Origin of the sequence: Marinobacter sediminicola (genome assembly GCF_031157525.1) — a bacterium.
Taxonomy (GTDB): Bacteria; Pseudomonadota; Gammaproteobacteria; order Pseudomonadales; family Oleiphilaceae; genus Marinobacter; species Marinobacter sediminicola.
Window position 1 is genome coordinate 112,131 of record NZ_JAVIXR010000003.1, and the last position, 15,441, is coordinate 127,571.

Here is a 15,441-nt window from a genome sequence, read left to right on the forward strand (position 1 = left end):
GCCTCATGAGCGGGAACGGCGGAAACTCACAGGATAACAACCGGGTTTCCACCGGCCTCCCGGGGCTGGATGACGTTCTTGATGGCCTGAGAATTGGCGACAATGTGGTCTGGAGAGTCAGCGATCTGGACGACTACCGCCGATTCGTTACTCCATTTATCGAGTCTGCGGCGTCCGCCGGGCGCCGTATCATTTATTTGCGTTTTGGCCAGCATCCTCCGCTGGTGCCCGCAAACACCAATATCCACACCGAAAACGTCGATGCTCTGGATGGCTTTGAAGCTTTCACCGGCAGAGTATGGCGCCTGATTGAAGAACATGGGCGCGGCGCATTCTATGTGTGCGATTGCCTGAGTGATCTACTCAACGCCTGGGCCACCGACGCCATGGTAGGCAATTTTTTCCGGGTGGTCTGCCCCTTCCTCTTTGAACTGGATACCGTCGCCTGGTTTGCTCTTTACCCGGATCGGCACTCCCGCACCACGCTGGATCGCATCCGGCAGACAACCCAGGTAATGGTGGATGTGCACCGCCTGGAGGACGATGTACAGGTTCAGCCGATCAAAGCCTGGTGTCGCCAATCCCCCACCATGTTTTTGCCACATCGAGAGCGCGATGGTCGTTTTCTGCCGGTCTCCGACAGCAGCGATGCCACCCGACTACAAGCTGGCCTGGAAGTGGCGCAGCTACATCGACAACCGCTTCTGGATTACTGGGACCGTCTGTTCATGCAGGTTACCAGTGCCATGCAAGATGATGATCAAGACCAGGCTGCCGCTATTCACGAACGCGTGCTGAATGTACTGATCAGCCGGGATTCGCGCATACTGGATTTGGCCAGAAACTATCTGAATCTTGAAGACTTGCTCGCGATACGCGCGCGAATGATCGGCAGCGGGTACATTGGTGGAAAGGCCGCTGGCATGTTGATCGCCCGCAGCATTCTGCTTACCAATCAGCCAGCTATCTGGCAGGAAAGCCTGGAGCCTCATGACTCCCGCTATCTTGGCTCAGACGCCTATTACGCCTTTCTCGTACACAATGGGCTGTGGCCAGCAATCATGCGCCAGCGTGCACCCGAGGGGTACTTCAGTGAAGCGGCGACCTTGCGCCAGGGCTTACTGGAAGGCGAATTCCCACCGGAAATCCGAAGTGAACTGGAACGGCTACTGGATCACTACGGGCAATATCCGATTCTGGTGCGCTCAAGCAGCCTGCAGGAAGATGGGTTTGGCAACGCGTTTGCCGGCAAGTACGACAGCGTTTTTGTGATCAACCAGGGTGCTCCAGAGCATAGGCTTGACGCTCTGGAGCACGCCATCCGCCAGGTTTATGCCTCTACCATGAGCGAAGATGCCTTGGTATACCGCAAGCAACGCGGTCTCGACCAGCGGGAAGAACCCATGGCTCTGCTGATCCAGCGAGTCAATGGTCGCTTCCATGGCCGCTACTACCTGCCAGATGCCGCGGGCGTTGGTGTTTCTCGCAATACCTTTGCCTGGGATACCGATATGGACCCGGCTGCTGGCATGGTTCGGCTGGTTATGGGGCTGGGCACCCGTGCCGTTGATCGGATCGAAGGCGACCACGCTTGCGTGATGGCGTTGGACTACCCTCGCCGCCAGCCCTTCCGCAATCAGGATGAAAGCTACAAGTTCTCCCAGCACCTGCTGGATGTACTGGATCTGCGAGAAGGCGAATTAGCCACCCGCCCGTTAAGCCAGCTCACACAGGAGGTTTCCGACCTGCCGTTGAGCCACTTGGGCGAAATAGACCAGCCCGCCAGCAGGCGAGCTCGGGAGCTGAACTTGCCAACACCGGTATGGCGCCTGACTTTTGCACCCCTGGTGCGCAATGGTCTTTTTGTGGACCGTCTCTCCAGCTTGTTGAAAACCCTCGAAGCAGGCTATAACCACCCGGTGGACGTGGAATTTACCCTGCATCTGAACAGTGCCGGAGAACCGGCCTTTAACCTGGTGCAATGCAGGCCGCTGGCAACTATCGGCGAAACCACGGCCGTTGCAATACCCGAGGAAATACCGGCACAGAACCTTCTGTTTCGCACCCAGGGACACTTTATGGGGGGCAATATCAACCTGGGAATCCAGCGCGTTATCCGGGTGGATGCTTCCGTTTATAGGCAGCTTAGCGTGAGCCAACGTTACGACGTTGCCAACCTCGTAGGCGAGCTGGTGCGTATGGACAAGGGCAAAACCATGCTTATTGGCCCCGGCCGCTGGGGCACCAGCAGCCCCGAGCTGGGCGTACCCGTTCGTTTTGCGGACATCGCGGGCGTGGCCGTGCTGGTTGAAGTGGCAGAAATGGACGGCGATATGGTGCCGGATCTTTCTTACGGCTCACATTTTTTCCAGGACCTGGTAGAAGCCGGTATCGCCTACGCGGCTCTTTTCCCCAATGGCCGGAACAGTGTTTACCAACCAGATCGACTTCCCGGCACAAACACACACAGGCAAGGGAGCTCACCTGAGGCCGCGATTCAGAGCTTTGACCTGCGCGAGAATCCGCTGCAGCTGACCGGCGACGTGATCAGCCAGGACCTGGCCTGTTACTACCCGGTTTGATACCTATCAACTATTTCAACAAAAGCACCTGACCGCAGCCCCGCTGCCCACCTGGCCCTGCTAGAATCCAGCCCATGGAATGGCTCACGCACTCTCAAACCGGTTTTCAACAAGCTGCCCGCTACCTGCTGGGCATGCGTTTGGCCGTTGCCGGTCTTCAGCTTGTCGCGCTGGCGGTAGCAGAGACCGTTATTGCCCTGGCGTACGGGGCAGAAGCACTCATACTGTGCCTGTTTTATGGGGTTCTCGCGGTTCTTGGCTGGCTTTGGTTTACTCGTCGGCCACCGCAATCCGCCATAAGTGTAAGCGCTGGCCTTGCTCTTGACCTGGTTTTGATTGGCGGATGGCTTTTCCTCACCGGCGGCTACACCAATCCTCTTGTGTCCCTGTTGCTGCTACCTATAGCGGTCGCGATCATTCTGGTTCCCCTGAGCCAGAGTATGGCCCTGACCCTGGCAGGAATCGGCGTTTATACGACTCTGATTATCTGGCACACCCCCATTACCCATGAACATCACGATGCCAATCTGGCCCAACTGCACCTCGCGGGTATGTGGGTGACCTTCGCTATGACGGCTGCAATTCTGCTATTGGTGGTTGGCGCCCTGGCACGACGGTTAGGGCAGCAACAGCAGCAGCTATCAAGCATCCGGGAAACGCGCCTGCGCGATGAACAGATCATCTCCATGGGGCTTTCTGCAGCCGCCGTTGCCCATCGCCTCGGCACCCCCTTAAACACCATGACCCTTTTGGTCGACGAGATCCGTGCCGCCTTCCCCGACCCGAGTCTTGCGGATGACTTGAAGCTGATGGAGAAACAACTCGTTCTTTGCAGTGAACATCTGCAGCAACTTTCCAGTGCGGCAGTACAAGCAAAAACTGCCCAGCTGGAAACGCTTACTGCCGAGAGTTGGATTGCACGGCTGAAGGAGTCAGCAACGCTACTGTGGCCTGCTGCACCTATCGACTGGCCCGGGGTGGTTCCGGATTGCCGGGTTGCGGTGGATGCCACCCTGGATCAGGCCATATTGAACCTGCTGGCAAACGCGCTAACCGCCAGCCCATCCTGGGTTGCCGTTAGTGTGCATTGTGCAGAAAACAACCGGATTGAAATGGTGGTGGAAGACCACGGCGACGGCCTGGAAGATGACTTTCAGAAAAGCTTGGGCGAACAGATTGTTGGCTCGGAAAATGGCATGGGCGTCGGCCTCTTTCTTACCAACGCAACCATCCAGCGCCTGGGAGGCACGCTGAAGGCTCGCGTCGACCAGCAAGGAACGACTATGATCATCGACCTGCCTGCAGCCGAGACAGCGGGAGTAGCACGTGACCACCAATAAAACCTGGTTACTTATCGACGATGACACAGCGTTTCTGGAGGTGCTTCAGCGCGCCCTGAAGCGCCAAGGCGTTGAAGCTACTATAGCCACCTCCCAGGCCGAAGCACTTGGCACTCTGAGCTCAAGAAGCTTCAGCCGGTGTGTGCTGGATCTGAATCTTGGCGGCGAGAGCGGCCTGCAACTTCTGCCGGAACTGCTTCACCGGCAGCCTGATCTGGGCGTACTGGTACTCACGGGTTACGGCAGTATCGCCACAGCGGTTGAGGCCATGCGCCGCGGGGCAATCAACTATTTATGCAAGCCGGTTACTGTTAGCCAGCTCATCAGCGGCTTTGATGCTCTGGCAATCACACCGGAGCTCCGCCCGGAACCACCTTCGGTGGAAGAAATGGAATGGGAGCACATTCAGCGGGTACTCAATGAGCACGAAGGCAATGTATCCGCCACCGCCAGGGCGCTCAACATGCACCGGAGAACCCTTCAACGCAAACTGCAAAAGCACTCTCGCTGGCGAAATTGAAACACCAGGCGCAAATTGAGCCATGCCAACTATAAAGGATCCGGAAAACAAAGTGCCCACCCCAAAGGTTGACGCCAAGCGTTTGTCTCTGGTTGCGAGCGCCAGCCGCAATCTGATTATGATCCTTGACGCCGCAGGCACGATCGAGTGGGCGAATCCGGGCTTTGAGGAGCACACCGGCCACCAGCTGCACGACATTGCAGGCGCTCGCCCCCCGGAGCTGCTCAAAGGCCCCGCCACAGATCCAACAACGCTACTACGCGTTGCCCGGGAGCTGCACAGAGCTAAACGATTCGAAGAAGAGATTTTGCTTTACACCCGCTCCGGTGAACCATTCTGGGTTCACGCCTACGGCCTTCCTATTGGGGACGAACCGGGTGTGGCGCCGGGCTTTATCGTTATCATGAACAACATTTCGGATCACAAACACAGCGAGCGCGGCCTTCGTATTGCAGCCAGTGTGTTTGACCGTAGCCACGAAGCCATCATCATTTCAGATCAAAATAACCGCATACTGGATGTGAATCCGTCGTTCTCGCGTATTACCGGATACAGCCGTACCGACGTTCTGGGGCTTAACCCCTCCATTCTCAGTTCCGGTCGGCACTCGCCTGCCTATTACCGTTCTATGTGGCAGAGCATTGAGGAACGAGGATACTGGCGAGGTGAGATCTGGAATCGGCGAAAAAATGGTGAAGAGTTTGTTGAGCTGCAGACAATCAGCCGCGTTCACCTGGACGAACCCGGGCACTATTACCATGTAGCCAACTTTACCGATATCACGGAGCTAAAAAACCACGCAAAAGACATAGATCGCGCAGCCAATTACGACGATCTCACCGGCTTGCCCAACTTACAACTGCTTAAAGAACGCCTGCACCAGGCTCAAATACAAGCAGATACTCACCAAAAAAGCCTATCCGTCGGCTACATTGACCTGGATGGTTTCAAGGCAATCAACGAAAACTTTGGCTCGGAAGCGGGAGACCGAATACTGCGCACCCTGGCAGGCCGTCTTACCCAGGACCTCCGTAGTGGCGACACGGTAGCCCGAATTGGCGGTGATGAGTTTGGGCTTATCCTTCAGAGCGACAACCATGAGGCTATCTACGACCGCATACTCTCTACCATCAACGAACCGGTTGACCTTGGCGGAGAGGCAGGTTCGATTGTTGTTACAGCAAGCCTCGGTATCACCCGCTACCCCTCAGACAACACAGACGCTGAAGGCCTGATTCGCCATGCCGATCAGGCGGTATACGCAGCCAAGGATAAAGGGCGTAATCTGCTGCACGTTTTCGATCCGGAACTGAACGAGCATCGCCAACAGAAACGTGCTCAACTCATAGAGCTCAGCCGTGCGCTGGATAACAACGAGTTTGAACTCTACTTCCAGCCTCAGGTACGAATAGCAGATTGCAGAGTCATTGGTTTTGAAGCACTGATTCGGTGGAACCATCCCCACAGAGGCTTGCTTTATCCAGATGTGTTTCTACCATCATTGGAAGACAGCGATCTGGAGGTGCCTTTGGGCCAGTGGGTACTCCAGGAAGCGGTTGTTCAGATGGGCCTTTGGCACGGGGCGGGGGAGGATTTGTCTGTCAGCATAAACATCAGTGCGCGACACATGATGGACCGGAATTTTACGTCCTACCTGGAAAACTATTTGCACAACCACCCTGCAATCAAGCCTCACCACATAACCCTGGAAGTGCTGGAATCGACCTCCCTGGATGACATTAAACGCGCCGGCGATGTGCTTGCCCGTTGCCAGGAACTGGGATTCCGCGTTGCTCTGGATGACTTCGGCACAGGCTTTTCGTCACTGTCCTACCTCAGCACCTTACCCATTGATCTGGTGAAAGTGGACAAAAGCTTTGTCATCAACATGCTCAACGATCCCAATGACCGGGCAATCGTGGAGAGTGTGATTTTTATGGGCCAGAGGTTTAGCCATCCCATTCTGGCGGAAGGTGTTGAAACCATGGCGCATGCCCGTGCCTTGAGCGATTTGGGTTGCGAATATATGCAAGGCTATGGGATTGGGCGACCGATGCAGGCCGGGAATGTTCTGGAGTGGGTGCAACAGTGGCGCCAGCGCCACACCGACCCGCTGGGGCCAGCGCACAAAAGCGGTCCGGGTTGGTAACTCTAAGCATCCCGGGCGCAGACTACCTATCGATAGCGTCGCTGATCCAGCGTTGTAAGCCTGTCCGGATGGAACACCATCATGCCGGTTACAACCGCGCCATTCACAAAGCCCTCTGGAACCATGAATAGAGGGAGGTAGCGCAGGTAACCGTGAACCAGCTCTGAAAACTCATAGACTCCGCTGGCCCAGAGCATAGCGCACATCACTATGCCCGCAGCGGCCACCGAAATACCTGCCCCGAAAAAGCCACAAAAAAAGATGTAAGCAAAAAAATTACTGAAATCCCGATGCCTTTCCCAAAGCATGATGCCCTGGGTGACGAGTGCGGGAATCATAACAGTCACCAAGCCGTTGGCGGCAAACATCATGAGTGGCTCACGGCCGGTTATCACGGTAATAACCAAGGCCAAAAGCCCGGCGAATACGGCCAGCCCCCAGCCCAGCATCAAGGTGACGACTGTGATACCAAAGATGTGGATCGCCAGCCCGGGATAGATCCCCGCTCGCAGTTGCCAGATAAAGCCCAGCGCCACTGCGGCTCCAAAAAAGGAATGTTGCAGCGCGTTGTCGGAGCGCAACGCACGCCAACGCACCGAACGGGCGGCCTGAAGCAGAATCAGCAGGAACGCGGCCAGTGTTAGATACCACAGCCCGGTTGAGAGCAGGTTATCGGTCATCCCCATAGTGAAGCACGCCTACAATAGCTCGGAACAAACCCAATAATAACGGCCGAACCCACCCCACAGCTAATGATCCAGGTTATCCGGAAGCCGAATTAATGCAGCTATTGGTGAGAGACTGCCATGCTTCAAAGGTGCTGAGGAACACTTTTCCACCCAGATGAGACAGCAGCTGGGTGTCCTTGAGACGGTCCATTACCGGCCCTTTCACCTCAGAGAAGTGCAACCGCACACCTGCGTCTTTCAGACGGTCATTTATCGCCTCCAGGCTTTCCAGCGCAGACGCATCGATATGGCTGATTGCAGGGCACACCAACACCAGATCTTTCGTCTCTGGTTTACGAATGGCCAGCGCCATCACTGTTTCTTCAAGAAAGCGTGCATTGGCGAAATACAGACTTTCATCCACCCGCAAAAAGGTAACCTCCGGGCACAGTTCCACATCGTGACGAAGCACATTCCGGAAGTGCTCCGTACCCGGAACCAGTCCAACAACTGCGCTATGGGGGCGACTGGTTCGATAGAGATACAACCCCATAGACATCAACACACCTGCCGTAATGCCCGCCTCAACGCTATGGGCAAGCGTCAGCAGAATGGTTGCGAGCATGGCGCCAAAGTCCGCGCGGGAATAGCGCCAGGTGCGCTTCAGAGCTGGCAAATCGATCAACGAGGCGACAGCAACAATAATCGTTGCAGCCAGCGTGGCCTGCGGCAGATAAGCGATTGCAGGCGTCAGGAACAGGGTTGCCAATGCAATGCCGATTGCCGCATAGGCACCGGCAGCGGGCGTTTTTGCGCCTGCGTCAAAATTAACCACGGAGCGGGAGAAGCCACCGGTGACCGGCATGCCTCCGGATAAGCCTGCACCAAGGTTGGCGGTTCCCAGACCAATCAATTCCTGGTCGGGATCAATACGCTGGCGCCGTTTAGCCGCCAGTGTCTGCCCCACAGACACTGACTCCACAAAGCCCACAATACTGATCAGCAATGCACTGGCAGCCAACTGCTGCCAAAGTTCCCAATCCAGTGGTGGCATCGTCAGCTCGGGTAAGCCTGAAGGCACAACGCCAACCAACTGAACGCCCTGAACATCAAGCTGCAGGAGCCAGGCAGCCAGTGTAGTGACCACTACTGCGAGAATCGGAGCTGTTTTTGTAATGATGTCGGCGAGCCGTGTTTCCACACCACACCAAACCAACAGAGGCTTCAAATGTTTCCGGGAAAACATCAGAAACAGCAAGGCACCGGCACCAATTAACAGCGTGGGTATGTTGGCGGCCCCGATCGATTGGATCAGGGACTGGGTAATCGTCAACAGGTTCTGCCCGGATGCCTGCACGCCGAGAATATGCTTGAGCTGACTGGCGGCGATCACAATGCCAGAGGCGGTGATAAAACCGGAGATGACCGGGTGGCTGAGAAAGTTGGCGAGAAAACCGAGCCTAAGAATCCCCATCAGCGTGAGCATTAGCCCGGAGATAACGGCAAGCAAGACAGCCCCCGCAAGATATTCCGGCGTTCCGGCTTCTGCCAGTGGCGCCAGTGCGGCGGCGGTCATCAAGGAGACTACCGCCACCGGCCCCACCGACAGTGTGCGGCTTGTGCCGAAGATGGCGTAAATCATCAGCGGCAGAATGCTGGCGTACAAGCCTACGTGCGCAGGCAAGCCTGCCAGCAGGGCATAAGCCAGTGACTGCGGAATCAACATCACGGTTACAATAACCGCAGCCACCAGATCACTGGAAGCCTGGTTACGACCGTATTGAGGCGCCCACTGGAGAAAAGGCAGATAGCGTTTGAAGTTCATTCGGCACTCAGAAGAAGTTGACCGGCACTTTCAGGTACACCTGGCCATTATCCTCCGCTGGTGGCATCTCACCTGCCCGCATATTTACCTGCACGGAAGGTAGAATTAGCCGCGGCATATCAAGCGTCGCGTCGCGCTCAGTGCGCATCTTCACAAATTCGTCTTCACTGACGCCATCGTGCACGTGAATGTTGGCCTCTCGCTGCTCTGCCACAGTTGTCTGGTGCACATACTCTTCCCGGCCCGGAGCTTTATAATCATGGCAAAGGAAAATACGGGTTTGAGCTGGCAATGACAGCACCTTGCGAATCGACTGAAAGAGCACACGAGCGTCACCACCCGGAAAGTCACAGCGTGCAGTTCCGTAATCAGGCATGAACAAGGTGTCGCCCACAAAGGCTGCGTCACCTATTACATAGGTCAAACAGGCAGGTGTGTGGCCAGGGGTGTGCATAACGCGACAAACAAGGCCACCAATTGCAAAGCTATCTCCATCCTGGAAAAGACGATCAAACTGGCTCCCATCACGGGCAAATTCAGTGCCCGCATTGAACGCCTTACCAAATATTTCCTGCACATCCCGTATGTGGGCACCAATTCCGGTTTTACCACCGAGCTTTTCGTGAAGATATGGCGCGGCGGAAAGGTGATCCGCATGAACGTGAGTTTCCAAAATCCACTCAACGCACAAATCATTTGAGCGCACATACTCAATAATCTCATCTGCAGAACGCACATCGGTAGTGCCCGAGGCGTAGTCAAAATCGAGTACCGAATCAAGAATGGCGCAAGCCTGACTATCAGGGTCACGGACCACGTAGCTGAACGTATTGGTGGGCTCATCAAAGGAATGTTGAACGATAGGGCTGTTCACTGCACTCACCTCCGTTGGGGTGTAATCCTATAATTTATAGCATAAGGATATACCAAAACGGAATATAAGATGAAATTCTCTTTTCCTATATGCGCGATACCCCTAATGCATCAACAAGGCAGTCCCTCCCCGCCTGCTTTGCTGCATAAAGCCTGTCGTCCGCCAACCGGATCAGCGGGTCAGGCGAAGCAGGAAACTCATCGAGCTCACCGATGTCAGCAATACCGGCGCTGACCGTTAACGGCACAGTGTGATCTTCAAGATCGAAATCATGATTGCGCACGGCACAGAGAATACGGCTTACGATACGACGCACACCCGTTGCGTCTATGCCACTGAACGCTACTACAAACTCCTCTCCACCAAATCGAGCCACCACATCAGCCTCTCGGGTTTGCTCCAGAAGAACCTCGGCAAAACTCCGCAAACAGGCATCTCCTCCCAAATGGCCTACAGAATCGTTAATGTGCTTGAATCGATCGAGGTCGAACATGGCCAGTGTAAAGTGCTCCTCATATCGGCTGGCACGGCTGAGCATTTCATGAAGCCTGGGCATCAGATAGCGACGATTATGCAATTTGGTTAGGGGGTCTCGGATAGACTGGTTTAGCAGCTCTCGTTCAAGCCGGTGGCGTTCAAGTGCTCCCGACAGCAGGCTGGATACGATAATAAGAAGGTCTGCCTGGTCTTCACGCCAAATACGTTTACGAATGGAATCTACGCCAAAAAAACCTGTAACCACACCTCTCACACGAACAGGCACACAAAACATTGAACACACTCCCTGCTCTTCCAGCATCGTGCGTTCGGGGCCGGCAGGAATCTGCTCAATTTCCTCAACAAAAATGACCCGGTTGCCACTGACCATTTCGTCGATTTTGCATTGCCACCAATCAAAATCGTCGGTCGGCACATTGCGCTGGCTATCGATGAGGGCTGGCACACCTTCAGAGCACCATTCGTGAGTGTTATCCATCACACGATGGTCTTGCGAAAACTCATACAAGTAGGCTCTGTCCACCCCAAAAAAGCCGCCAATGGCTTTCAATAACTCGTTAATGCACTGATCAATGGTGCCAAAGCTCAGGTTGATAAACTGCGTTGACAGCTTGGCGATCAATTTCTGAAAATCGGCCTGAAAGGAAGATTCCGCTTCGCGTGCTCTGAGTGTGCACTCAAGATCTTTGTAATGCTGAATGTTATGCAGTTGGCCATACCACACCATGCTTCCATCAGCCTGGCGCTCAGGTGTTGCCTGGGCTTCGAACCACTCGTAGTGCCCGGCTCTCACTTTCATCCGGGCTTGATACCACCAACTTTTGAGAGCAGTAGCCGATTCTTCAATGCTGGCTTCTACACCTTGGATTTGCTCCGGGTGGACCGTTAAAAACATAGAATCGGCGTTTTCGCGCAAGATGTCAGGATCAAGGCCAAGAATGTCACTTACCTGATCACTGACAAACAGATACTTATGAGCCTTCGCGTCTGCACTCTTCCAATAGGTAAAGAGTACGCCGGGAATGCCCAAGGCCAGTTTTTTGAAAAAATAATCAGAGTCGGTGTAATGCGGCCGTAGGCCGATCTCTTTGATCATGAACCTTTCGCCTTACTGGCGTGAATCATCTTAATCCTAAAAGTGTAGTCCAAGGCACCAGGCTCAGCCATTTCAAATCAAAGCCTTTCATTCACCTCAAGCGTCTCGCGCCAATTTTGAGCAGGTGCTACCCTATTTTCGTATCGGCTGAAAAGTACGGACAAGCCTAATGATTCCCCGGGAGAACACCGAATGAGCGAGATCGACGAACAAGCTCCGACCAGGAACCCTGCAAAAACCATCGCTATCGGTGTCGTTCTGCTCCTTATTATCCTGGCGGTCACCTACGCGTTGAGCGACCGATTGGCACCGTCATCGTCGCGAGGCTTTGTTTCGGCCCATGTTGTCCAAATTTCACCCCGGGTTTCCGGTGACATTACCGAAGTGATGGTTCAAGACGACGCTGTGGTGCAGGCTGGTGATCCGCTTTTTGCCATCGACCCCCGTCCGTTTGAACTGGCGCTTCGACAGGCGGAAGCCAATCTGGCCAGCACCGTTCAGGGTATAGATGCCTCAGCCGCCTCACTGGTAGCCGCCCAAGCTGGCGTCACCCAGGCCAGAACCAACCTTGACACGGCCCTTACAGACGCAGACCGCACATTACGCCTGGAAAAACGCGGCATAGTGCCGGTTGCGCAAGGTGATGCAGCACGGGCCAAAGTTGCGGATGCCAAAGCACAGCTCAGTACTGCAGAAGCCAATTTGGAAAGTGCCCGCAAGCAGCTCGGCCCAAAAGGTGCAGACAATCCTTCCATCCTCGCGGCACAGGCACAACTGGAAAGCGTGCAGTATGATCTTGCATCCACAAGGGTACGAGCACCCCATTATGGCGTAGTGACCAACATGACTCTGGCAAAGGGCCAGTTTATCGGTGCAGGCAACCCGGCGCTGACGTTCATTGATGCGGAGGCTGCCTGGGTCACCGTGGATCTGCGGGAAAACCAGCTTCAAAGCATCGAACCCGGTGACACCGCGCACCTGCTTTTTGATGCCGTACCCGGCACTATCTTCGAAGGCCGTGTACAGAGCATTGCTTGGGGCATTAATCCGGGGCGCAACGTTCAAGGCGGCCTGGTGGTTAACGAAGCCTCCAATCGCTGGTTTGAACCCGCGCGGCGTATTCCAGTGAGGATTGAGCTGAAAGGCACGCAAGACGACTGGCCGCGGCAAGTGCGCGTAGGTGGCAAGGTGCATGCGGTGGTATTTGCCAACGGAACAAGCAACCCAATTGCCCTGATCGCCCGTGGGTTTCAACGCGTGAGATCCTGGTTCAGCTACCTGTATTGAGGCGTACACCATGTACGTAACCCCCCGTCCCAACGAAGCTGACGACCCGCTTTACGCTGTGCGCCTGGGTGTCACTGGCATGCTGGCCTACTCCGCCATTCCACTGATCAACCCGGCGTTGCCGCCGATTATTGCAGCGCTGCCGGTTGGCCTGATTGCCGCGCAGCGTAAAGCCTTCAGCCCGGGCAAAGCCATTGGTGGGCCCATTGCGCTCATCCTGATGGTCTATCTGATGACCTGGTTTGTAGAAACCTTGCGCCCCATGCCATTAGTGTATGTAGGGGCCATGTGGCTAACCTACTTTGCCGGCTTCCGTATGATTCTGCAGTCCGGCGCACAGGCGGGCATGCTGATTGTCGTTGTTGCCGTGCTCATGTCCGTTATGGGCATGCACGGTAACGCTACGGTAGAGGCTATGCGTGACGGATTTGTTCAGGCCTCTTTGGTGGGTTTAGTGCTGGGGCCGCTTGTGTATGCAGTTTTCCCGGCACGAACCCGTGAGCAGCATGTAGACGAGCCTGTGCCCACAGACGGCAATGTCACCCTGGGTGCTTCCATCAGAGCCACGGTGCTGATGTGCCTGTCGTTCTGGCTCTACTCCGTAATGCAGCCCTCCGACATGATGATGGCGGTGATTGCGGCCATGGTGCTGGTTTTCCCAACCCGCCGCGCTGTGTTCTACGAAGCCCACCAGCGGGTACTGGCAACCTTCTACGGCAGCGCCGTCGGGCTTGCGGTGCTTTGGCTGTTCACTCTGTCTTCGCACTTGCCCATCCTGTTAGGCCTGATTTTTCTTGGCGGCTTGTGGCTTGGGCACCTGATGCTGCACGGAAAGCATCCCAGCATGGTGTATCAATATGGCCTTTCTGTCGCCATGGCGCTGATTGCCGGCGCGCTCTCAACCCAGGATCCGGGTTACGCAACCTTTACGCGCATTGTGCTCACGCTCGCCGGTGCCGGCACCGCCGCTCTACTGGTTGCTGGACTGGACGCCCTCACAGGGTGGCGGAGGTCCGAACGATCACGGAAGCAACAAATACAAGAGACTGAGGCATGAGTAATCATGGTGTGGATGACCAAATGATAGACGGCCAGCCTGCTGAGGCAGCCCCATCGCCTTCCCGTTCAGTACTGCAGCACGAATGGCAAGCCTTCTGGCTAGCCGTTGGCTTTCTCACCCGCATTCCCATGCTCGCTCGCATCGATTATTCCCAGAAACTGATGAACCAGTGCAGCATGTACTTTCCAGTGGTGGGGTTGTTGCTGGGCGCCTTGTATGCCGGCTTGTTTGCGCTGCTCGGCCTGGCGTGGAGCCCGCTGGTGGGTGTTCTGTTGGTGCTGTGCTTCCACCTGTTTATTACCGGCGCCTTCCATGAGGATGGCCTGGCTGACAGCGTGGATGCTTTGGGCGGTGGCTATACCGTTGAGAAGCGCCTGGAGATCATGAAAGACAGCCGTATTGGCACCTACGGTACCGTGGCTTTGGTGATGGCCTTACTGCTCAAGGTGGCGTTGCTCACAGAAGCTAACCATATCTGGCTCGCGCTGCTGGTTGCACCTGCTGTTTCCCGACTGACACCACTGCTGTTGATGGCAACGCTGACGTATGTAACCGACCCGGATAAAAGCAAATCCAAACCGGTTGCTGATGGATTCTCTAACGCTCGACTAGCAATCGCTGCGGCCTTTGTGTTGGCGTTATGCATCCTGCTGTCATTCTGGCACCCCCTGCTGATCATCAGCTCTCTGACGGCGGTTCTGCTGGTGGCACTGAGCTGGGGCGTGTACCTGCGCAGCCAACTGGGCGGCTACACAGGAGATGCTCTAGGGGCAAGTGTGGTGTTCAGCGAGCTGGTACTACTGATGCTCTTGTGAGATGTGGCCGACTTAGTCGTTATCCACGGTGAACGAGACGATTCGGGATAAGTGGCTGACGGGCAGGCCGGTTTCCTGGTGCCACTGATTGAACGCATGTTGAGCCTGGGTCAGCCCTTTTTTGCTGGTGGGTGACGCATCCAGAATATCGGCGCGGGTCAATGCGGTCACCACATCACGGGACAGGATGAAGCCATCCCAGCCCACTCGACGCAGGAAGTATTGAGCAGTGTTCCCGCCCAACCGGCCGCCGTTGCGCTTCAAATACATTAAAAGGCCAACCTGATCCTCACTGGGCCATTCCGCTAGAAACTGCCCAAAACTACCGTAGTCTTGCGCCACTTCCATAATCATCCGGGCGTTTTCAGGCACGGTGCGAATCTTCTGCATATTACGAACAACCCGCGTATCTTCGGCCAGTCTTTCCAAAACTTCTGGTGGAACTTGCTGCCAGTAGGCGGGCACGAAACCTTCGAAGGCCGCCTCGAAACTTGGCCACTTATTCTCAATTACACGCCAGACAAAACCCGCCTTGAAAATACAGCGGGTGATTTCGGACAGGTAACGGTCGTCGCCAACCTCCATCAGCCGCGCGCGCTTGGGCAATGGTGGCAGCAGTGCCTTCACGGCTTCCTCGCCACCTTTTCGCGCGACTGCCTGCTGATAAAATTCAGAAAACTCCATAACCCCCCCCCAAAAAGCCCAAACTGGGTCTCAAAAACCCCAT

The 15,441-nt window shown here is 55.4% G+C and carries 12 protein-coding genes; 7 read left to right on the forward strand and 5 right to left on the reverse strand.

The window, feature by feature from the left end:
* Positions 1-5 precede the first annotated feature (5 nt).
* From RG807_RS05480 to RG807_RS05495, 4 genes are all read left to right on the forward strand, one after another.
* Positions 6-2,582, forward strand: a complete 2,577-nt coding sequence (locus tag RG807_RS05480) for a PEP/pyruvate-binding domain-containing protein (protein ID WP_309043998.1) — start codon at positions 6-8, stop codon at positions 2,580-2,582.
* Positions 2,583-2,656: 74 nt separating this feature from the next.
* Entirely contained in the window at positions 2,657-3,922 is a 1,266-nt protein-coding gene (locus tag RG807_RS05485) for a sensor histidine kinase (protein WP_309043999.1), read from the forward strand.
* Positions 3,909-4,442, forward strand: coding sequence for a response regulator transcription factor (locus RG807_RS05490; protein ID WP_309044000.1), 534 nt, complete (start codon positions 3,909-3,911; stop codon positions 4,440-4,442). Before RG807_RS05485 ends, RG807_RS05490 begins: the two co-directional genes overlap by 14 nt.
* A gap of 22 nt (positions 4,443-4,464) precedes the next feature.
* The gene (locus tag RG807_RS05495) at positions 4,465-6,591 is read left to right on the forward strand and encodes a putative bifunctional diguanylate cyclase/phosphodiesterase (protein WP_309044001.1); all 2,127 of its coding nucleotides are present in this window, start codon (positions 4,465-4,467) and stop codon (positions 6,589-6,591) included.
* Between the two features lie 26 nt (positions 6,592-6,617).
* Here RG807_RS05495 and RG807_RS05500 read toward each other — a convergent pair whose 3' ends face one another.
* From RG807_RS05500 to RG807_RS05515, 4 genes are all read right to left on the reverse strand, one after another.
* Positions 6,618-7,277 carry an energy-coupling factor ABC transporter permease gene (locus tag RG807_RS05500; RefSeq protein WP_309044002.1) on the reverse strand — a complete coding sequence of 220 codons (660 nt, stop codon included), beginning with the start codon at positions 7,275-7,277 and terminating at the stop codon, positions 6,618-6,620.
* Between the two features lie 76 nt (positions 7,278-7,353).
* Complete coding sequence (locus RG807_RS05505; protein WP_309044003.1) at positions 7,354-9,084, reverse strand: SulP family inorganic anion transporter; 1,731 nt, start codon at positions 9,082-9,084, stop codon at positions 7,354-7,356.
* A gap of 7 nt (positions 9,085-9,091) precedes the next feature.
* The gene (locus RG807_RS05510) at positions 9,092-9,958 is read right to left on the reverse strand and encodes an MBL fold metallo-hydrolase (RefSeq protein ID WP_309044004.1); all 867 of its coding nucleotides are present in this window, start codon (positions 9,956-9,958) and stop codon (positions 9,092-9,094) included.
* Positions 9,959-10,043: 85 nt separating this feature from the next.
* Entirely contained in the window at positions 10,044-11,552 is a 1,509-nt protein-coding gene (locus RG807_RS05515) for a sensor domain-containing diguanylate cyclase (protein WP_309044005.1), read from the reverse strand.
* Positions 11,553-11,744: 192 nt separating this feature from the next.
* Here RG807_RS05515 and RG807_RS05520 point away from each other — a divergent pair, with 192 nt between their 5' ends.
* From RG807_RS05520 to cobS, 3 genes are read left to right on the forward strand one after another with little or no spacing between them, the layout of a single operon-like run.
* Entirely contained in the window at positions 11,745-12,839 is a 1,095-nt protein-coding gene (locus RG807_RS05520; RefSeq protein ID WP_309044006.1) for an HlyD family secretion protein, read from the forward strand.
* Between the two features lie 10 nt (positions 12,840-12,849).
* Entirely contained in the window at positions 12,850-13,896 is a 1,047-nt protein-coding gene (locus tag RG807_RS05525; protein ID WP_309044007.1) for an FUSC family protein, read from the forward strand.
* 23 nt (positions 13,897-13,919) lie between these two features.
* Entirely contained in the window at positions 13,920-14,714 is a 795-nt protein-coding gene (gene cobS / locus RG807_RS05530; protein ID WP_309044225.1) for an adenosylcobinamide-GDP ribazoletransferase, read from the forward strand.
* Positions 14,715-14,726: 12 nt separating this feature from the next.
* Here the strand turns inward: cobS and RG807_RS05535 are convergent, their stop codons facing one another.
* Positions 14,727-15,398, reverse strand: coding sequence for a DNA-3-methyladenine glycosylase I (locus RG807_RS05535; protein WP_309044008.1), 672 nt, complete (start codon positions 15,396-15,398; stop codon positions 14,727-14,729).
* Between the last annotated feature and the right edge of the window lie 43 nt (positions 15,399-15,441).